The organism is Devosia alba (assembly GCF_039938915.1).
Taxonomy (GTDB): domain Bacteria; phylum Pseudomonadota; class Alphaproteobacteria; order Rhizobiales; family Devosiaceae; genus Devosia; species Devosia alba.
In genome coordinates this window covers 1-20,061 of sequence record NZ_JBDUUI010000005.1, presented here as the reverse complement: position 1 = coordinate 20,061, position 20,061 = coordinate 1, and the positions used below count along the sequence as shown (strand labels likewise).

Genomic DNA, 20,061 nt, shown 5'->3' with positions numbered 1-20,061 from the left:
GCCTAATAATCCCGCTCGTAATAGACGCCGACGCTGGAATCGCCGTCCTGCGCCGCCGACCCGGTCAGCTTGAGGTCGCTGGTGACATCAAGGTTGATCGTCACCTTGCTTTGCCCACCAGCCCCGGCCTGCACGCCCAGATATACATTGTCCTGCAGATAGGTACCCGCCTGCACCGCCACATTGCCCTGGCTGTCGGTGACGATATCGAGATCGTCCAGCCCGGCGGCGCTGCGCAGATTGTCCACCAGCCCGTTGCCGCTCCCGCCGCCCACCAGTTCGGCGGCGGCCCCGGCCAGCTTGGCCAGCTGCAACGGCGACAAATCGCTGATCGAGCGCTTGAAGATCAGCTGGCTGAGCACTTCATCCTGCGGCAGGGCCGGGCTCGAACTGAAGCTCACATCGATATTGGAGGCACGGCCCGAAACGGTGACGAACACGGTAATGCCTTCACCCTCGGTGCGCGCCACCAGGTTCAGCACCGGGTCCAGATCGCCCACCAGTGTCACCGTACCGCTGTCAAAGGTCACCCGCTGGCCCAGGATCGCCAATCGGCCCCGATTGAGCGAGAACGCACCTACCGGCTGGATATCGCCGACCGGCCCGGTGATCCGCACTGAACCGCCCAATTCGGCATCCAGCCCGCGGCCGCGCACGAAAATCTGGTTGGGCGCGTTCACCGTGATATCGAGCACCACCCCGCTCGGTCGCTGCTGCGGGATCGGCGCGCCGCTTCTGTCGTCGATCTTGGCACGCACCAGTGTCTGCGCCACTGCGGCGGGCTCATGGATATGCTCGACATCGATCAGAACGGCACCACCACCGAAATTCTCCGGCACCGTGATATTGGCCCGCTCCACCTGTACCGTGCCGGCCAGCAGTGGCGAGCCGGTCAGATTGCCGGTCAGGGCCAGATCGCCCGATACGGTCGCCACAAACAGATTGCCATCGGCATAGCGCACCGCATTGAGCGCCACCCGCAGATCCGCCGGGAACCCGCCACTCAGCCCAACCGAGCCGGAGGCCGAGGCCGAGCCGCCCCGCGCCAGATTGGTCGACAATTGCTCGATGACCAGCCGGTCGCCATCAAGGCGCGCCGAGCCGGTAATCCCCTGCAGCCGCACATTCAGTTCAGGATCGATATAGCCAGCCCCGCTGGTTGAGACCCGGCCGCCGAATTGCGGGTTACTCAGGCTACCACTCACCTGCGCATCCAGTGTGATCAGGCCGGTCATCTGGCCGCCACGATTGGCAACAAACCGGTTGGCCAGCACCAGTGGCGCCGAGCCGGTCACGGCAACATTGAGCCCATTGCCACTCAGCGGCACCGTACCGGACCCGTTGATCGTCAATCCGCCCGCCCCGTCGGCACTGAATGACGCCAGGGTGGCAGTGCCATCAGCAAAGCTGCCAGCAGCGTTCACGCTGAGCGGGGTAATGCCAAACGGGTTGATTGCAGTCGCGGCAATTCCCTGCGCCTGAGCGGTAAAACTCACCTGCGGATCGGCGCTACTTCCCGCGATCTGCGCCTGCCCGCTCAGCGTGCCAGCCAGACCCAGATCGGGCGCCACCGCATTGGCGATCGACAGCGGGAGCGCGGTGATATCGAGAACGATATCCAGCACGTCGCCTGCCGAGCCGCTGGCCGTAATCGAGCCCGCGCCGACATCAAACCGTACCGCATCCAGCGTCACGTCCGACCCCACAACCTGCAATACACTGGGCTGGGCCAGCCGTGCCGACAGCGTCCCTTGTTGCAACTGGGCGCGGTCGAGCGCCAGCCGATAGCCTTGCTCGACTGGGGTCAGCGATCCGGCGAGATCGATATCGGTGCCGGTCGCCAGCGCCGCCTGCGCATCAAACGCCGTCGTCTCGCCCGTCTGCGTCGCCCGGGCATTCAGCGTCTCGATATCGATCCCCGCCGCCGAGACGGCGCTGGCGTTGATCGTTCCGTTGATTGCCGGCACGCCGAACAGATCGGCCACGCTGGCGCTAATATCGGCCGCGCCGATCCTGATATCATTCACACTCAGCGCCCGCACATCGCCGCGCAGGCTGGCACTCTGTTTGGCATCGACCGGGGTCAGTTTGACCTCGGCATTGATCGCGCCCGAAGCATCGAGCAGGGCCAGCGCGGCGGCCACCGACACATCCGGCGACACCACGCTCAGCCCGCCATTGATCAGCCCGGTCAGCATGGTCCGGGTCAGCCCGCCACTGATCCGCGTCCCGGCGGCCTGAAAATCAATATTGTCCAGCGCCTGTTCGGATGGCGTCACAGCAACATCGGCCGCCAGCGTGGTGCGATGGCCGTCCAGTTCTGCCGCGCCGGCAATCTTGCCGCTCAACTGGTCGCCGGCATATTGCCCGGCAAAACCCAGCGTGCCGTTGCGCAATGGGCGATCCACCAGCTGGCCACTGGCCACACTGGCCTGCAAGTCCAGCCCGATCACGTCGTCCGCACCCTTGGCCGTGCCTACCACCTTGAGCGGGCCGCTGGCCTGGTCAGACAGCAGGGCCAGATCACTGAGGTCGAGATTGAAGGCAAAATCAGCCAGTGTGCTGGAATAGGTGCCGTCCGCCAGCAACTGCATCTGCGTATTGGCAATCGCGAACTGGTCCGCCGTCAGCCCGGTCGTGTCGCGTGCTACCCGTCCCGACAGTTTGACCTCGCCTGCCAGGAGCCCATCGGCAATTTCATCGTCGATCTGCAGATCGCGCCCGGTACCGTCCAGCGTCAGGTCAAACCCGCCGGTCAGTGGCTTGATGCTGCCATTGGCCTTTAGCGCCAGCCCACCCGACAGGCTACGCCCGGCCAGTCCGGAGAACGGCGCGATGCTGGAGGTATCCAGCCCGATGTCGCCAGTGAAATCCAGCCCATCCAATTGCCCGGACAAGGCCGCCGTCAGCACCGCGCCAACCACGCGCAATTGCGCCAGCTGTACCGGCTGCCCGGCCTTGTATACCCCGGCGATGCCGACCCCGATTTCATCGCCCAGCGCCGCTTCGATCCCCGGATCAGCCGATATGCCGCTCAACGCGCCATCGCCATTGAAGGTCACCATGCGGCTGGCCGGATCATCCAGTGCCGTCGCCACCCCATCCACGGTCAGCACCAGCGCATCGGCGCTCAGCCCCGGCTGCGCAAAGCCGCTGACATTGAGATTGGCACGCCAGTTCTGCGGCGCCGCGCCGCCCACAGCGCCGCCAAAATCCACCATCAACTGGCCCGCATTGACCCGCGTTGCGCCCCCCGGCACCGGCAGCGTCACGGCCCCACCGGCCGGATCGCTCACCATGGCATTCAGGCTCAACTGGCGCAGGAAATTATCCGCTGTCGTCTCGGCCGCCGCCTCGAGCTGCAATTGTCCGCCGCTCAGCTTGAGTCCGCTGATCGACAGGCCGCCCGCCTGGCGCACCAGAGCCCGGGCGGTCAGTGCCGTTTCCGGGCCAAAGAATGGCCGATAGGCCTCCGCCATCAGCGTCGACAGCGGTCCGCGCAGATCGGCATCAATGGCGAAGCCATCGGCCTGCTGGCGCACCGTCGCCACGCCGCCCAGCGCGGTCTGGCCATTGGCCTGCAATTCCAGCGTGGTGCGCAGATCGCTCACCGGACCCGTGCCCGCCAGCGTCAGCGTCACCGCCGGACGGTTCTCGATATTGAGCAGATTGGCGAGCACGCCATCGGCGGGCTCCACCAGTTCCAGACCCAGATCGATGCTGTTATCGCCCCTTGTATAGGCCAGATCGAGATTGAGGGTGCCGCCCGGCCCATCGAGCCGGACAATATCCAGATTCGTGTTCAGATTGCCGCCATCGAGGCTGAACGCCCCGTCCACCGACACTTCCGAGCCCAGGCCGAACACGCCTTCGCCAAAGCTGACCTTGGGCACACTCAACTGATCGAGCTGGATCGCTACCGGAAACTCCGGCACCGTAAAACTGCCTGCTTCCGCTGGCGGCAGGTCCAAATCGTCATTGGGCACCGCATTGCGGATATACTCGATGCTGTCGGCACTCAGCCTACGCACTTCCAGCCGACCCAGGAACAGTGCTCCCTGGTTCCAGTTCAGCTGCGCATTATTGACCCGCAGCCAGACCCCCTCGGCATCCGAAATCGTGATCTCGCGCACCGACACATCCGAGCCCAGCGCCCCATCAATATTGGAGAGCCGGATCTGCCGCTCGGGCGTCGACAGCTGATCCTGCACAAAGCTGGTCAGCCAGTCCTTCTGCTGTTCCTCGCTCATGCTCAGCACGTCCTGCGCCAGCAGGGTGGCGGGCACGCCCATCCCGACCAGCAACAGCAGTGTGACAAGTAAGCGCCGCATCAGAACGCCTGCCCGATGCCGACATAGACGGCATAATTGGCGTCGCCCGGCTTCTTGTTGAGAGGAACCGCCACATCGAGCCGCAATGGTCCCAGACTGGTATAATAGCGCAGACCCGCGCCCGCGCCGACCCGCAATTCATCAAGCCCGGGAAACACATCCGCCGCCACATAGCCGCCATCGAGGAAACCGACCACGCCAATGGTCTCGGTCACCTTGGCGCGCGCCTCCAGCGAGGCTTCCAGCAGATAGCGCCCCCCGGTCACCTTGCCCGCACCATCATCAACACCGATCGATTTGTAGCCATAGCCGCGCACCGACCCGCCGCCCCCGGCAAAGAACAGCTTGTCGGGCGAAATTTCCGCCAGGCTCGATCCGACCACCGCTCCGGCTTTGATGCGGCCCGCCAGCACGAACGGCTCGTCCTCGCCAAAGCCGAAATAAGTCCGCCCCTCAAGGGTGACCCTGGCGCCGGGATTGGCAAATTTGAACTCGTAGAAAGGCTCAAGGCCGGCTTTGGCGTACCAGCCACTGGTCGCATCGACCGCATCATCGCGGAAATCCAGTGTCGCCCCCGTATAGAGACCGGCCGTGGTAAAATCGCGCGACCCGAACGCATCCTCAAACCAACTGCGCTGCAGCGTCGCGCCGCCCTCGAAGGTGATCTCGTCGGAATAAATGTGGGTCAGCCCGATTTTGCCATTCGCCGAGGTCTCGGTATAGGTCGGGTAGATTGTCCGTTCGGCCGATATCGCCGCCACCAGATCGGTGTCGGGCGTAATGATGCCGGGCTTGGTGAAGGTGCCACCAAAGAAATAGTCGAACTGCGCCGTGTCGACCGGATAGGCGATGCTGGCCACCCTTGCATCGAGCCGCAGCCGCTCGGCCTGACCGAACAGATTGCGCCACAGGTGGAACGCCTCCACGCCCAGCCCGTCAAGGCTCGAATAATTGGCGCCCACGCCAAAGCGCGCGCCCGGCAGTTCCTGCACGATCAGGCCATAGGGCAGCAGCCCGTCACTGCCGATCGACTCAGCCGCTTCCAGCCGGGCAGCCCTGAATACTTCGAGCCGGTCCAGCCGCTTCTGTGCCCGCGTCACGGCATCGGGATCATATTCCTCGCCGACCACCAATCCCGTCTGGCGCCGCACGAACTCGGGGTCCATCCGCTCGGTGCCGCTGACCGTTACCGCGCCAAACGCCGCCTGTCGGCCGGGATTGACCGTGATGGTCACTTCCACCGTTGAATTGGCATGATCAGCCACGACATCGCGGCTGGCGATCACCGCCTTGGCAAAGCCCTGCTGCCGCCAGGCCTCCAAGGCCAGCGCTTCAGCCTTGATGATGGCGCCCGATCTGGCAATTTCGCCGCGGTTCAGCCCGCGGCTTTCCGGCGGCGGCACAAAGTCATCAGGATCACTGGTGAGGGGTGCCGAATTAGCGATAGTGACGCTGCTGAAGCGGAACAGCGGACCGGGCTCGACGCTGAGCACCACATCCACCGGATCGGGCAGATCGACATCCGGCGCCAGCTTGGCCGCTTCCTGCCCGCCGACGCGGATGCTCACCACGCCGCCATAATAGCCTTCGCCATAGAGCGCGGCGACAATACGGCGATAATCGCCGCGCGCCCTGGCCAGCAGCCCTGCCGCGCCTGAAGCCGGCTGATCGGCATCGGCCACCAGCGCGGAGGCGTTGCGCACCACATCGTCCAGCGCCCCATCCCCATTCACCGCCACCACCACGCTATAGGGCTGGGGGTCGGCAATCACCGCTGTCGCATCCACCGCATTGGGGTCTTCAAACAGCTTGAGACCAAAAATTTCAAACGCAGCAGCGGGCGCACCAGCCATGCCCAATGCGCTGGCTGCCACGCACATGGCGCAAAAACTCAATACTCGACGCGCTCTACGCAGTGAACTCATCCCGCCAATTACGCTACAACCAGAAAGGCAGAAGTCCAGAATGCCACAGCGATCACAAGATTGCGTTAAGCAATCCCTGTCCGTTCCGACCCGTCCACCTGCCCGCGTTTTCCCGGCCATTTTAACGTCTGCCGCCCGGCGCACAAGCTCTGGCTGCATTTGATCCAAATCGTGATCAATTCGGCCTCCCCAGCGCAGCTGTTCTCGCCCCAGCACTGCCACCCGGCCATAAGCGCCGAGAACGCCCCCCCCCCCCCCCTGTTGACGACGCCTGTCTCGGCGGTCCAACCTGCGGCACGATCGTTTATTCCCAGGACATAGCCATGTACCAGCTGCTTGATGCCAGCCGCTTCGTCGTTTTCATCACCGGCGCCACTTCCGGCTTTGGCGAAGCTGCCGCGCGGCGCTATGCCGCCGCCGGTGGCAAGGTGATCGCCACGGGCCGCCGCTGGGATCGTCTGGTCGATCTGCAGATCGATCTGGGCGCCGAGAACTGCCACATCATCGCGCTCGACGTGCAGGATCGCGCGGCCATCGAGGCCGCCATTGCCGATCTGCCGCCGCCCTTTGCCGGCGTCAATATCGTGCTGGCCAATGCCGGTCTGGCACTCGGGCTGCAGCCGGCCGCCGAGGCTGACATCACTGACTGGGAGACCATGATTGCCACCAATATCACTGGCTTGACCTATACCGTGCGCGCCCTGCTGCCCGGCATGATCAAGCGCGGCGGCGGTCACATCGTGACGCTGGGGTCGGTCGCCGGCGATTATCCCTATCCGGGTGGTTCGGTCTATGGCGCCAGCAAGGCATTCGTGAAGCAATTCGCCCTCAATCTGCGTTCAGACCTGCAGGGCAAGAATGTGCGCGTCACCAATATCGAGCCGGGCCTCACCGAAACCGAGTTCTCGCTGGTCCGCTTCAAGGGTGATGAGGACAAGGCCGCCAAACCCTATGCCGGCACCAAGGCCATGAACGCCGAAGACATTGCCGAAACCATCTTCTGGAGCACCACGCTGCCAGCCCATGTCAACGTCAACCGCCTGCAGGTCATGGCCACCACCCAGGCCTTCGGTCCCTTCGACATCTATCGCGAAGACTGATCTGAAACGCAGCCGGAGCCGCGACATCTGATTCTGCCCATGTCTGCTACCGCGTGGTTTGTCTTGTTGAAGGGAAACCACGCGGTCGGGCGCAAAGGCTGCTACAATCCCAGAAACCGCGCTGTATCGGGATCCGCCGGCACGCCCTCGGCCTGCCGCTGCGCCAAGATGGCCCATTCCTGGTCGCCCGGCGCCATCACCCGCTCGCCACCCGGCCTCACCGCTGCGGCGCGCAGATTGGCCAGATAGCGCGTTATCATCATGCCGAATATCTCGCGCCCGACGAACTTGTCGGGGTCAACCACCAGCACGAAATGCCCCATATTGCGCGGTGTCGACCTGTCATCGCCGCCATACATCGGGATGAAATCGCTATCTAGCGTAGTGCCGGTCAGCAGGGCGGAGAACAGCGTTGCTACCCCGGCCAGCCCGGCGCCCTTGTAACCATAATCCGCCCCGCCCAGCGGCAGCAGCATATTGGCAAGTTCCGGATCACTGGTCGGCAGTCCCTGGTGGTCGGCTGCCACCCCTTCGGGCAATTCCAGTCCCAGCGAGCGATGCAGCAGCACCCGGTTCATCGGGATCGAGGAGGTCGCCATGTCCAGCAGCCAAGGCTGGCTATCCGGCACCGGCGCCGCAAAGGCCAGCGGATTGGTGCCATGAAACCGCGCCGCGCCGTCAAACAGGGTAACCATGGAATCGGTATTGGTCGTGGCAAAGGTCACAAAACCCTGCTCGGCTCCGGCCAGCGCATAGGCGCCTGCCGCCCCCAGATGGGAGGAATGATCGATTCCCACCGCCCCCACCCCGGCCTCCCGCGCCAGCGCGATCCCCACCTCGACCGCCCTGTAGGCTGCATAATGGCCCAGCCCGTCATCGCCATGCACCATGGCGCTGCCAGAGCCGCGCTGCTCAACCACCAATTGCGGGTCCTTGTTCAGCCGCCCGCCCGCCAGCATGTTGCAGTAGTGCTCGGTCAGCCGCACACCATGGCTGTCCACGCCCAGCATCGAGGCATGCATCATGGCCCTGGTGGCCGCCGCCAGCGAAGCCTCGCTCGCCCCCGCCGCCCGCAATGCCGCTGCGACCTTGCCTTCCAGCACCACTGCTGCAAAGCGTTTGACCTGTGCTTCCATGCCTGTCTCCCTCCCTCAAGCCGGCTAGACTATCCACCACGCCATTGCGGCATTCCGGCTCGGGTCACCGATCGCGAACCGCCGCAGGTCACACCTTATCGTCCGTCTCGGGCGGATAGCGATGGATCTGACCCTGCCAGTCGCGCACGCTGTAGTGTCCTTCGTCTCCGACGATTGTCGCAGCACCAATATCGGCCTTGCCATGCCCACCGGGAATATCGAGGACATAGACCGGCTGGCACAGGCCCGAAATCCGCCCGCGCAGCGCGCTGACCAGCGCCTGCCCCTTGGCAATGCTGACCCGGAAATGGCTGGTCCCCGGCGCCAGATCTGGGTGATGCAGATAATAGGGCTGCACCCGGTTCTCGACAAACCCCTGCATCAGCGCCGCCAGCGTCTCGACGTCGTCGTTGACCCCGGCCAGCAGCACCGATTGGCTGACCAAGGCGATGCCGGCATCGGCCATGCGCGCCATCGCCGCCCGCGCCATCGGGGTAAATTCGCGCGGGTGATTGGCATGCACGGCCAGATAGGTGGTCTTGCCGCTGGCCTTGAGCGCCTCAATCATCGCCGCATCGACCCGCTCGGGCTCCACCACGGGCACCCGCGTATGAAAGCGCACGATCCTGACATGGGCGATCCCGGCCAGCCGCGCCATCATCTCTGCCAAGCGCCGCGGCGAGAGCACCAGCGGATCGCCGCCGGTCAGGATCACTTCCCAGATCTCGTCATGGCTGGCGATATAGTCCACCGCTGCATCCAGTTGTGCCGGCGTCAGCGTACCCAGTCCCTGCGGCCCCACCATTTCGCGACGGAAGCAGAACCGGCAGTAGACCGGACACACATGCACCGCCTTGAGCAGCACCCGGTCCGGATAGCGATGCACAATCCCTTCAACCGGCGAATGGCTGAGATCGCCGATCGGGTCGGCACGCTCCTCCTGCGTCGTCTCCAGTTCGGCTGGCGTCGGCACGAACTGCCGCGCCATCGGATCATTGGGGTCATCGGCATCGATCAGCGCCAGTACCGTCGGCGTGATCCCGATGACGTACTTCGCTGCCACCGCATCGAGCGCGGCATCGTCATCCACCAGCCCGGCCGCCACCAGCCCTTCTACGGTCCTTATGTGCACCTTCTCGCCTCCCCCACGGAGCAGCACCTCTCCCTCTCCCCTGAGGGAATATCTGATCGCGCGCCGAGCCGTCATTCTGCCACCGGCGCCCACAGCACCGCCTCGATCCTGGGCGCCGCCGTCGCCAGCATCACCAGCCGGTCAAAGCCCAGCGCCACGCCACTGGCTTGCGGCATCAATGCCAGAGCCTTCAGAAAATCCTCATCAATCGGATAGCGCTCGCCATAGATCCGTTGTTTTTCATCCATCTCGGCGACAAACCTTCGGCGCTGCTCATCGGCATCGGTCAATTCGCCAAACCCGTTGGCCAGTTCCACGCCGCATGCATAAAGCTCGAACCGCTCGCTGACGCGCCGGTCATCGGGCGCCCGCCGCGCCAGCGCCGCCTCGGCGGCCGGATAGCGGTCAAGCACGGTGATCGCCTCCAAGCCCAGGTGCGGCTCCACTTTCTCGGTCAGAATCAGGCTGAACAGATAACTCCAACTGGTATCTGCCGGCACCGCCATACCCAGCGCCGCCATCTGCCGCGCCAGCGCCTTGCCATCCGTCACCCCCTCGCCATCCATGCTGGCGAACAGATCAATCCCCGCATAGCGCGCAAAGGCCTCCACCACGCTCAACCGCTCCGGTTGCGCGAAAGGGTCACAGCGACGCTTCTTGTAGATCAATGCCTTGACCCCGGTCGTCACCGCCGCCAGCCGCAACAGGGCCACGCAATCGGCGATGATCGGCTCATAGCTATCCCCCGCCCGGTACCATTCCAGCAGGGTAAATTCAGGGTGATGCAGCGCGCTGCGCTCGCGATTGCGCCAGACATGGCCCAGGCTGGCAATCCGCGTCTCACCCGCCGCCAGGAGCTTTTTCATGCTGAATTCGGGCGAGGTGTGCAGATACATTGCCTGCCCCACCCCGTCATTGCCGATCATCTGGGTGCCGAACGCATGCAGATGGGCCTCATTGCCCGGCGAGCGCTGCAGCCCCGGCGGATCGACCAGCAAAAACGCCTCGGTCGCCAGATAGCCCCGCACCGCCGCCTCGATCCGGTTGCGCGCCACAAGGATCGGCCGCCGATCCGCATGTACCGACGGGGTCCACCAGGGCGAGGCTGACAGGGGGTGGGGTGAGCTCATGGGACCTTTATGACGGCAAGGCTGGAGATTTGCGCCAAGATAGGATAGTTGGCGCACGAAAGTACATTTCCGCGCGCGGACGGCTCTGCCTCTACGACGCGCCTCCGTTACGAACAAGGAAGAATAATGGTCAAGGTCATCGCCTCTTCGCTGCGCAAGGGCAATGTCGTCGAACAGGACGGCGCATTGCATGTCGTCCTGACGGCAGAGAACGTCCACCCCGGCAAGGGCAACTCCATCACCAACGTCAACATGCGCCGCATTTCCGATGGCGTGAAGGTCGTCGGCCGCTGGCGCACCGTCGAAATGGTCGAAAAGGCCGATGTCGATGACCGCGAATACGATTATCTGTATTCCGATGGCGAAGGCCATCACTTCATGGAGCCGGTGAGCTTCGAGCAGATCACCGTCCGCGATGACGTGATCGGCGATCAGGCCGCCTATCTCACCGACGGCATGAAGGTGCATCTCAAGACCTTTGAAGGCAACGCCCTGTCAATGGAACTGCCCCAGCGCATGACCGTCGAGATCGCCGAGACCGAGCCGGTGGTCAAGGGCCAGACGGCGTCCTCGTCCTACAAGCCAGCTCTGCTCACCAATGGTCTGAAATGCATGGTCCCGCCCCATATCGGCCCCGGCATCCGGATTGTTATCAACACTGAAGACAACTCCTATGTCGAGCGCGCCAAGGACTGATCGCCAGGCCGCCTTATCGCCAAGCGCGCAGGGCTCATAGCCGCAACGTGCGCAAAAAAAAACGGGCCCATTTGGGCCCGTTTTCAACTCTCACCGATCCGCCCGGCCGCGGCATTCCAGTGCGCCTCGGCGCGGTCGACAGGGGTGCCTTCCGCCAGCCAGCGGTCATAGGCCATCTGGCGCTGGTGCATATGCTGGGCGCGCAGCCAATGGTCGAGTGCGCGACCATGCGGCTGGCCCTCTTGCTGCCACAGAAAATATGCGGTTCGTCGGATTGCCTCGGCCAGTTCGGCGTTCTCGTGCATTGTCTCGCCAGTGCCAGACTGAGCGCGAACCGAGGGGTCCACGCCCAACGCGGCTAGGCTGCCTTCTGATTGACGTCGCTGGTAGCCAATTGGCTCAGCGTCTTGTCGGTGGCCATTTCTTCCTGGAGCGTAGCATCGAGCAACTTGACGGCGTCCGCCATGCCCAACTGGCCGGCCCAGGTCTTGAGCGTGCCATAGCGGGCAATCTCATAGTGTTCCACCGCCTGGGCAGCCGACACCAGACCGGCATCCAGCGCCACGGTGCCCTTGTACTCTTCCATGATCTCCTTGCCTTCATCGATGATGCCCAAAATGGCATCACAGGTCTTGCCGCGCGGCGCCTTGCCCAGCATTTCAAAGATCTGCTCGAGGCGTTCGACCTGGCCATGGGTCTCTTCGAGATGCTTCTCGAAGCCTGCCTTGAGCTCGGGGGAGCTGGCGGCCTTGGCCATTTTCGGCAAGGTCTTCACGATCTGGCGTTCGGCATAGTAGATGTCCTTGAGCGTATCAAGAAACAGGTCATTGAGAGTCTTTTCGGTAGCCATGTGCTTGTCTCCATGCAGGGGTTACGACGCTGGCCGGAGAACGTGCCAGATCGCTCCGGGTTCCCGGCAATTTCGCTCTTGTCGCTTCCCTCATGGATGAAAACGCTGGCTCAGCCAGTTCATTTGCGCCCGGTCCTGAAACGGCCCGCCGCCCTCATGATTGTTGAACTCATATTCCACCATGGTCTTGTCCGACCCGGCATAAGCATTGAATGCCCCAAAGACAGTTGAGGGCGGGCAGGTCTCGTCCATCAGCGCCACGGAGAACAGCGCTGCCGCCCTGGCCTGCCGCGCAAAACACACGCCGTCAAAATAGCGTAGCGTCTCAAACACCTGGTTTTTCTTGTCGCGATGCTGGGCCAGAAAGCGCACGATCTCGCCATAGGGGTCGCGCAGCGCCTTGGCCACCGCCCGCGGATAATCACACAGGAACGGCACGTCAGGCATCACCGCCTTGACCCGGCCATCAATCCCGGCCACCGCCAGTGCAATGCCGCCGCCCTGACTGCCGCCACACACCGCGATCCGCTCTGCATCAACAAAGTCCTGCGCCACCAGCGCATCGATTGCCCGCACGCCATCGGTGAACAGCCGCCGATAGTAATAGTCGTCCTTGTCCAGCACGCCCTTGGTCATCACGCCCGGGCCGGAGGCAGTCGACCCAACCGGATCGGCCGTCTCGCCCATGCTCCAGCCACTGCCCTGCCCGCGCGAATCCATGCGGAAATAGGCGTAGCCCGAGGCCGCCCAGTGCAATTGCTCGTGCGGAAATCCCCGCCCGCCGCCATAACCCAGATAGTGCACCACCAGCGGCAGTTTTCCGCTGCGCTGGGTCGGCAGCATCAGCCAGCCCCTGATCGGATGCCCGCCAAAGCCGGGAAATGTCACATCAAAAACCTCGACAGCCTTCAGCGTTGTCGCCACCGGCACAATACTCACCGCGCCGCCGATCGCCCGCGCGTCGGCCAGCGTGCCCTGCCAGAATGTCGAAAAATCCTCGGGCGTCGGCACCCCGCTGGTATAGGCGCCAAGTTCAGGTTGAATCAGATCAGGAAACGGCATCGCATACCCCACAGTTCACATGATCGGCACCATGCACCGACCGCCCCTACCATACCAGATCGATCCTTCAGCTTCACACGACCCGATGCGGCCAGAGTTCAACGCCAACTGGCAGTCAGTGACATGCCAGCTGCAGGCAGCGCATGGCTGGCCTGTGCAATCAGCCCTAGTACAACAATCGCTGCGGGCCCATTTACCTAGTCATGAAAGCGACCCGGCAATTCGGTCTGGTCTTTTGAGGAACTGGAAAATGAGCACCCCACGCAAGTCCATTTTTGCGACACTTGGTACCTTCGTCGAAGTATTTGGCAGCGCTGCTGCTGTTTCGAACGCGGTCGAGAGCGGGCGTACTCCCCACGCCAGGCACCTCAAGAACCTTGGTATCGATGTCGACGCATTCCGTTCGATCGGCAAGCGCTAACCCTGCCGCAGCGCCGCTTCCCCGTGTAACCGGCGCGCGCAGTGCGGTCGATTGAGCGTCAGAAAGCCCGGATGCCCTAATGGGTGTCCGGGCTTTTATTTTTTATGCGGCCACAAAGTAGGCGGCGTGGCTAGGCAGCCTTTTTGAGCGCCGCAGGCAACGGCCATTGCCACACCCGAAAGGGCACCGGCTTGCGGTCTGACTGGCTGTCGATCTGCGCTTTCGTCAGGCCATAGATGCATCGCCATCCGTCATCGTTGATCCGGAAGTCATCGCGCCTTTGGTCGGTTCTGGACGGCACCTTGGTGGCAAGGGCCAGCCTGAGCAAGGCATCAAGATGCACCTTGCTGAAACCGCGATTGCCATCGTCATGGGCGGGCACCTGCTCCTGCTGCGACAGGGTCAGCAGGGCGGCGCGTTCATATTGGTTCAGTGCATATGGCTGGGTCATGGTGCACGAAGTGTCACCGCTTGAGGTTAACAAGGCGTTATGACCCGCGTCGTCAGGCGCCGTCGCCAGATTCGGCCGGAGAGCGCAATACTCTTCACTTGGCAGTCGCCACGCGTGCTTGGCAAACTGTCACCTTTGCTCTGTACGCATCAATTCCTCGATCTCAAGATAGGCAATCACCGCGTCCCGCGGATTGCCTTGTCGTCGATCGGCTGTTGATCGCGCCGGTTGAGATAGTCCTGCGTCTTGAGGCCGCCGCCTAAGGGCTCCGGCAACGCCACCAGCGCACCCGGCTCGATGGTCAGCGGCAAATATCCTTGTTGGCGGTCAAACTGCCTCCCGCGATGCCGCCCGGGCGAATTGGCTGGGCGGCTGGCCGACTTCGCGACTGAATGCCGTGCTGAATGCGCTGGCCGACTGGTAGCCAAGCCGCACAGCAACTTTCTCCAGCGGCACTAAATCGCGGCGCAGCATGTCCTTGGCCAGCGCGATGCGCCACCGAAGGACGTACTCCATCGGGGGGATGCCGACCTTGCGTGCAAAGCGGTCGCTGAACACGGAACGTGAAAGCCCGGCACGGCGCGCGAGGTCAGCCACTGTCCATTGATTTGCGGCATCGGCGTGGATACAGCGGAGCGCCGCGGCAATATGCGGATCAGACATGCCCTGCAACAGCCCCGGTAGCGGGCGAATGCCTGGCTCCTCGCCGGCGAGGCGCAGCGCCTCGACCAGCATGATCTCAACCAGCCGGCTGACAATCAGGTCACGCCCGGGCCGTTGGTTCGTGGCTTCGTCGACCAGCAGCTCAATCGTGGCTAGCAGTCGCTGAGAATGAACATCCGCGTTGCGCACGCAAAGCAGTTCCGGAAGCAGATGGGGGAGCAGCGAGGCATTGGTCTGATCGAACCAGAAGTACCCGCCGAGGAGTTTGAACTCCGGATCGGTGTCCGGACGGCCGTGATGCCGCGGCACGGGCGCCTCCTCGATTGACTGAGCGACGAATGGCACGCACTCGGTGTTCGGATCGCTGCTGATGGAGAATTCCGGGCAAGGTGGCATCAGGACGAAGTCGCCCTTCTGCAGTCGGATATGCGGTCCCCCCACGCTCAAATGGCAGTCACCGGCGAGGACGAGGCCGAATCCGGTGGTCTCAATGCGCCCATAGCGCGCACCCCAGCGACCAGACCCCGTGATCAGCTTGGTGTGTACTGCACGTGGGCGGAGCATCGAAACGAGCGACGACAAGGATTCCATTTTCAGGTCCGCTTCCCAGGTCATCTCAATGTGACCGAGTGCCGCTCTCTTGCCAACCATCTTCGACTACCGCTTCTCTCGACATCCCGGATGAATCCACACCGTTACCCTCAGCCGCACTTCTCACGAAAGTTGGGCCGGCGTGTGACTTTGATGTATGGGCCAGTCTCGGGCTGTCAGAGGTTCCAGGATCCAGGCCCATCCGCCGCCTTACGGTTCCATGGCAAGTGGCGCCCATTTTCACGCCAGACGCAACGAGTCTCACTCTTCCCGGCTCTTCACTCGATCGACCATGCGCTTCCCGCCATTGGCAGCACGTCCGTACCAAGATGACGGCCCCGCTGCGGCCTGCTTTTCCAGACTAAAGTAGGATCATGCAAGTTTCCGGGAGTTTGTTGATAACGCTCGGTGCTGCCGCAATGTTTAGGTGACCCCAAGGCGGTCAAGGATCGCTCCAAACTCAAAGGGAAACACCATGAAGACCGTCATGATTACCGGCTGCTCGTCGGGTTACGGACTTGAAACCGCCCGTCACTTTCTTGCCCAGGGGTGGAACGTCATCGCCACCATGCGCGCACCACGTGAAGATCTCCTGCCCCGCTCCGAGCATCTCCGTGTTGTCGCGCTCGACGTTACCGATCCAAAGAGCATAGATGCAGCCTTGGGATCGAGTGGCCGCATTGACGTGCTTGTCAACAATGCGGGGATCGGGGTGGTCGGCGCTTTCGAAGCAACTCCCATGAGCTATATCCGCAAGGTATTTGACACCAACACCTTTGGCGTCATGGCCATGACCCAAGCCATTGTGCCCCTATTCCGGGAGCAGAAGGCGGGCGTTCTGGTCAACGTCACATCAAGCGTTACGCTTGCCCCCATGCCGCTGGCCGCCGCGTACACCGCAAGCAAGATGGCGATCGAGGGGTTCACCGGTTCGCTGGCCCACGAACTTGCGGCATTCAATATCCGGGTGAAGCTTGTCGAGCCCGGCTATGCGCCCACAACTCGCTTTGGCGCGAACACCGAACTGGATATCAGCGATCTGATTCCTCCGGCATACCAGCCTTTTGCCCAGCCGATCTTTGAGGGATTTGCCAAGCCCGCTCTTACAACAAAAGAAAGCGATGTTGCCGAAGCCGTGTGGGCTGCCGCCAATGATCTGTCGGATCGGTTGCGTTTCCCGGCGGGGCCGGACGCCGTCGCACTGGCCATGGCGGGCTGACATACGCCTCGTGAAACCAATAAATTCGGGTGCGAGGTGCGCGCCCGAACTTCGCGTGAGACCAGGCGCCGCAGACGACTAGACCTCGACCACTTGCACAATTCTGCTTTCAGTGAGAGGTATTGCGGTTCAAGATCGTGCAGGTGCTGCGACTGCCTAACTGATTGGAGTGGAACATTGGGCATACCTATTGAGGAGATCCGGCACCTAATCGACCGGCACGCCAGATCGGATATGGGAACGCCTATTCCCGGCATCATGCTTGCGCGACACGACATATCCGCGCACGAACAATCGATGTCGGGTACGGTGATGGCGCTTGTGGCCCAGGGCACCAAGCGCATCGCCCTTGGCGACAGGGTCTATGAATATGGCCCGGGGCAGTATCTGGTCGCCTCGATAGACCTGCCTGTAACCGGCCAGTTTCTGGATGCCAGTCCAAATCATCCTGCGCTTGGATTTGGATTCGTGCTTGATCCAATGCTGGTGGCTGAACTGCTGCTTCAGGCAGGTTCTGACGGGGTTCGGCACGGCTACGGGCCGCCGCCATCCAGTATGCTGGTCAGCAACGCACCCGCGGCGATGACAGACGCGGTATTGCGTCTGCTGCGTTTGCTCGATTCCCCACGTGACATCCCGGTTTTGGCTCCTCTTATCAAGCGAGAAATCCTTTGGTGGCTCATTGTCGGAGAGCAAGGCAGTGCGGTGCGCCAGCTGGGGCTGGCTGACAGCCACCTCAGCCATATCTCCCGTGCTGTTCGCTGGATCCGCGAACACCATGCGAGGTCCTTCAAGGTGGAGGATGTGGCTGAGTTTGTGGGCATGAGCGCCTCCGCCTTCTACCGCAACTTCCAGGCGGTCACGGCCATGAGCCCGATACAGTTCCAGAAGCAAATTCGATTGCAGGAGGCGAGGCTGCTGCTTGCAACGCACCCCAACGAAGTGACCTGGGTTGGCTTCAAAGTCGGCTACGAGAGCGCTTCACAGTTCAGCCGAGAATATCGCCGTCACTTCGGTACCGCGCCGAGTCAGGATGCACTTGCTCTACGGAGCAGGTCGACGCCGGGGGGCACGATGCTCGTCTGAGGACCAATCCCAGAAAAACGTGGGCAATCGGATAGCTTTCATCTTGAGCCTAGGCTGGTCACATCGACCATACGCCGTCTTGTAGCCAGGTGTTTGGATGGGCCTGCAAGCCAGACGCGAAGCTGGCCAGCCTCAACGATTGATATCGCTGGGAACGTCAATATCGGCAAGTTCAGAAGGCTTGGCGAACACCACCTCGCCAGCGCCGAGGAGCTTGCGAGCGCCGAGGTCGCCTTCCAGCGAGCGCAACTCAGAGAAATAGCGACGCGAGAATGCGGCTGGGGGACACCGCACGAGGTCATGCCCAGCGGAAGATGAGACGATACCGGCCGGCCCGAGAGCCTCAACCACTTTCAGCAGGTGCTGTTCTGTTACAAACGGCATGTCGGCGAGGCACACCAGGATGGCAGAAGTGTCGCCTGCGGCCGCTAGCCCGGTCAGAATGGAGCTGGAAATGCCGCGCTCGGGCTCGGCGTTAACGGCGATCTCGTACCCCTCGGTCGCCAGAAGGCGTGCAACCTCGCCGTCGGGTTCGCGACAGACAGCGATATGCTTGGCGCAAGAAAGCCGACGTAAAGTTCTTGCAGCGTGCAAAGCGAGAGGCTGCCCTGCCAAGCCTGTGAGCAGCTTGTTCGCCCCGAAGCGCCGGGACATGCCCGCCGCGAGAAAGATGGCAGTCGTGGAACTCAGGTCGGACATTGCTCGTGCTTCACTATTGCGGACTCGGGTCAGTGTGCGTCGAGGCTTGCTTCCCGTTTCGCTTATATTGCCCGTGGCACCGGGATCGAAGGTCACCAAATTCGCTACCGTCGAACGGCCCCGGTTGCAACGAGGTGAGCGCCGGCCATCGACAAAGACGGACGGTCAAGCACGTTTCTCGGACACCGGCTTATGGCTGGCTGATTGATTTGAGCGGTAGGGTCTGGGACCCAGAGAAGTGGAACTCCAGATGAAACCGTCCGACATCAAAGTTTCAAGACGCACCGTCCTCATCGGCACCGCAGCGACCGCGGCTATTGCATCGGTGAGGCCCTCCTTGGGGGCCACCGGCGATGAAGTCGCTGCAGCCAGGATGCCGCTCTCACTTTCCATCAATCGGCGCAGCTATGACGTGGAGGTCGATCCGCGCACTACTCTGCTCGACTTGCTCCGAGAAAACCTCAAGCTCACCGGAACCAAGAAAGGCTGTGATCATGGCCAATGCGGCGCGTGCACGGTCATCGTCAACGGCCGGAGGATCAATTCGTGCCTGTCCCTTGCACTGATGCACCAGGGCGACGAGTGCACGACAATCGAGGGGCTGGGCGAACCGGATCGTTTGCACGAGGTGCAGAGCGCGTTCATCAAGCACGATGCCTTTCAGTGCGGCTACTGCACGCCGGGGCAGATCTGCTCGTCGGTCGCGGTGATGGACGAGATCAAGCGCGGCGTTCCCAGCCACGTGATGGCCGACGTCGCCGCCCAACCTGGCTTTACCGAAACAGAAGTGCGCGAACGGATGAGTGGTAATATCTGCCGTTGCGGCGCCTATTCCAACATCCTGGACGCAATCATGGACGTTGGAGGAGCCACGTCATGAGGCCATTTAGCTACCAACGAGCAACATCCGCAGCGGAGGCACTACGGCTCGCTTCCGAACTCCCAGGCGCCAGATTCATCGCCGGTGGCACCAACCTGCTCGATCTGATGAAGCTGAGCATTGAGCGTCCGTCCCACCTGATAGACATCAATCGCATTGGCCTCGATCGCATCGAGGACACGCCGGAAGGCGGACTGCGTATCGGTGCATTGGTTCGAAACACCGATCTGGCTTCTCACAAGCGTGTCCGCAAGGAATATGCGGTTCTGACCAAGGCAGTAGTCGCGGGTGCCTCGGGCCAGATCCGAAACAAGGCCTCGACCGCCGGCAATCTGTTGCAGCGCACACGCTGCCCCTATTTTTACAACACCGACCAGCCGTGCAACAAACGCAATCCCGGCAGCGGGTGCTCGGCCATTGGCGGGTTCAGTCGCAGTCTCGCCATCATCGGCGCCAGCGACACTTGCATTGCTACCCAACCCAGCGACATGGCCGTCGCTCTGCGCCTGCTCGACGCTATCATCGAAATCGAACGTCAGGATGGATCAGGCCGAACCATCCCCATTGCCGACCTCTACAAGGCACCCGGTACGTCACCTGATGTGGACACAACGCTCGCGGCAGGAGAACTGATTGTTGATTGTCGCTTGGAACTGACCCGGGGTTGTCATTGAGAAGTGACCCGCCAG

General features: G+C 62.5%; 18 protein-coding genes and 1 pseudogene. 7 read left to right on the top strand and 12 right to left on the bottom strand.

The window, feature by feature from the left end:
• Positions 1–2: 2 nt before the first annotated feature.
• Positions 3–4,331 (bottom strand): translocation/assembly module TamB domain-containing protein, encoded by a 4,329-nt coding sequence (locus ABFY71_RS08875; RefSeq protein WP_347945652.1) that lies wholly within the window; start codon positions 4,329–4,331, stop codon positions 3–5.
• Positions 4,331–6,211 carry an autotransporter assembly complex protein TamA gene (locus ABFY71_RS08870; protein ID WP_347945650.1) on the bottom strand — a complete coding sequence of 627 codons (1,881 nt, stop codon included), beginning with the start codon at positions 6,209–6,211 and terminating at the stop codon, positions 4,331–4,333. Before ABFY71_RS08870 ends, ABFY71_RS08875 begins: the two co-directional genes overlap by 1 nt.
• 368 nt (positions 6,212–6,579) lie before the next feature.
• On the opposite strand from ABFY71_RS08870, the gene ABFY71_RS08865 reads away from it, so the two are divergent.
• Positions 6,580–7,356 carry an SDR family NAD(P)-dependent oxidoreductase gene (locus tag ABFY71_RS08865; protein ID WP_305581922.1) on the top strand — a complete coding sequence of 259 codons (777 nt, stop codon included), beginning with the start codon at positions 6,580–6,582 and terminating at the stop codon, positions 7,354–7,356.
• A 101-nt stretch (positions 7,357–7,457) separates the two neighbouring features.
• Here ABFY71_RS08865 and ABFY71_RS08860 read toward each other — a convergent pair whose 3' ends face one another.
• The 3 genes from ABFY71_RS08860 to epmA form a co-directional block, all read right to left on the bottom strand.
• Complete coding sequence (locus tag ABFY71_RS08860; protein ID WP_347945649.1) at positions 7,458–8,492, bottom strand: Ldh family oxidoreductase; 1,035 nt, start codon at positions 8,490–8,492, stop codon at positions 7,458–7,460.
• A gap of 88 nt (positions 8,493–8,580) precedes the next feature.
• Positions 8,581–9,624 carry a lysine-2,3-aminomutase-like protein gene (locus tag ABFY71_RS08855; RefSeq protein WP_347945648.1) on the bottom strand — a complete coding sequence of 348 codons (1,044 nt, stop codon included), beginning with the start codon at positions 9,622–9,624 and terminating at the stop codon, positions 8,581–8,583.
• 71 nt (positions 9,625–9,695) lie between these two features.
• A complete protein-coding gene (epmA, locus tag ABFY71_RS08850; RefSeq protein WP_347945647.1) occupies positions 9,696–10,754 on the bottom strand; it encodes an EF-P lysine aminoacylase EpmA in 1,059 nt (352 codons plus the stop codon).
• 126 nt (positions 10,755–10,880) lie between these two features.
• On the opposite strand from epmA, the gene efp reads away from it, so the two are divergent.
• The gene (efp, locus tag ABFY71_RS08845; RefSeq protein WP_305581930.1) at positions 10,881–11,450 is read left to right on the top strand and encodes an elongation factor P; all 570 of its coding nucleotides are present in this window, start codon (positions 10,881–10,883) and stop codon (positions 11,448–11,450) included.
• A gap of 83 nt (positions 11,451–11,533) precedes the next feature.
• Here efp and ABFY71_RS08840 read toward each other — a convergent pair whose 3' ends face one another.
• The 3 genes from ABFY71_RS08840 to ABFY71_RS08830 form a co-directional block, all read right to left on the bottom strand.
• Complete coding sequence (locus tag ABFY71_RS08840; RefSeq protein WP_347945646.1) at positions 11,534–11,755, bottom strand: DUF2934 domain-containing protein; 222 nt, start codon at positions 11,753–11,755, stop codon at positions 11,534–11,536.
• Positions 11,756–11,808: 53 nt separating this feature from the next.
• Entirely contained in the window at positions 11,809–12,300 is a 492-nt protein-coding gene (locus ABFY71_RS08835) for a YciE/YciF ferroxidase family protein (protein ID WP_305581934.1), read from the bottom strand.
• A gap of 90 nt (positions 12,301–12,390) precedes the next feature.
• Positions 12,391–13,362: an acetylxylan esterase gene (locus tag ABFY71_RS08830; protein ID WP_347945645.1), complete on the bottom strand. Its 972-nt coding sequence runs from the start codon at positions 13,360–13,362 to the stop codon at positions 12,391–12,393.
• Between the two features lie 250 nt (positions 13,363–13,612).
• Here ABFY71_RS08830 and ABFY71_RS08825 point away from each other — a divergent pair, with 250 nt between their 5' ends.
• Positions 13,613–13,783, top strand: a complete 171-nt coding sequence (locus ABFY71_RS08825; protein WP_305581938.1) for a hypothetical protein — start codon at positions 13,613–13,615, stop codon at positions 13,781–13,783.
• Between the two features lie 130 nt (positions 13,784–13,913).
• Here the strand turns inward: ABFY71_RS08825 and ABFY71_RS08820 are convergent, their stop codons facing one another.
• The 3 genes from ABFY71_RS08820 to ABFY71_RS08810 form a co-directional block, all read right to left on the bottom strand.
• Entirely contained in the window at positions 13,914–14,234 is a 321-nt protein-coding gene (locus ABFY71_RS08820) for a hypothetical protein (RefSeq protein WP_347945644.1), read from the bottom strand.
• 176 nt (positions 14,235–14,410) lie between these two features.
• Positions 14,411–14,545, bottom strand: coding sequence for a hypothetical protein (locus ABFY71_RS08815; RefSeq protein ID WP_347945643.1), 135 nt, complete (start codon positions 14,543–14,545; stop codon positions 14,411–14,413).
• Positions 14,546–14,561: 16 nt separating this feature from the next.
• A complete protein-coding gene (locus tag ABFY71_RS08810; RefSeq protein WP_347945642.1) occupies positions 14,562–15,512 on the bottom strand; it encodes an AraC family transcriptional regulator in 951 nt (316 codons plus the stop codon).
• A gap of 451 nt (positions 15,513–15,963) precedes the next feature.
• Between ABFY71_RS08810 and ABFY71_RS08805 the strand changes: the two genes are divergently transcribed.
• On the top strand, positions 15,964–16,707 hold the full coding sequence (locus ABFY71_RS08805; RefSeq protein WP_347945641.1) for an SDR family oxidoreductase: 744 nt from the start codon (positions 15,964–15,966) through the stop codon (positions 16,705–16,707).
• A 177-nt stretch (positions 16,708–16,884) separates the two neighbouring features.
• Entirely contained in the window at positions 16,885–17,793 is a 909-nt protein-coding gene (locus tag ABFY71_RS08800; protein WP_347945640.1) for an AraC family transcriptional regulator, read from the top strand.
• Positions 17,794–17,925: 132 nt separating this feature from the next.
• On the opposite strand, the gene ABFY71_RS08795 is transcribed toward ABFY71_RS08800, so the two are convergent.
• On the bottom strand, positions 17,926–18,492 hold the full coding sequence (locus ABFY71_RS08795) for a nucleotidyltransferase family protein (RefSeq protein ID WP_347945639.1): 567 nt from the start codon (positions 18,490–18,492) through the stop codon (positions 17,926–17,928).
• Positions 18,493–18,742: 250 nt separating this feature from the next.
• Between ABFY71_RS08795 and paoA the strand changes: the two genes are divergently transcribed.
• Both paoA and ABFY71_RS08785 read left to right on the top strand, forming a co-directional pair.
• On the top strand, positions 18,743–19,372 hold the full coding sequence (gene paoA, locus ABFY71_RS08790; RefSeq protein ID WP_347945638.1) for an aldehyde dehydrogenase iron-sulfur subunit PaoA: 630 nt from the start codon (positions 18,743–18,745) through the stop codon (positions 19,370–19,372).
• Positions 19,369–20,007 (top strand): annotated as a pseudogene (locus ABFY71_RS08785) (FAD binding domain-containing protein); the annotation flags it as partial. The gene paoA and the pseudogene ABFY71_RS08785, both read left to right, overlap by 4 nt.
• Positions 20,008–20,061 lie beyond the last annotated feature (54 nt).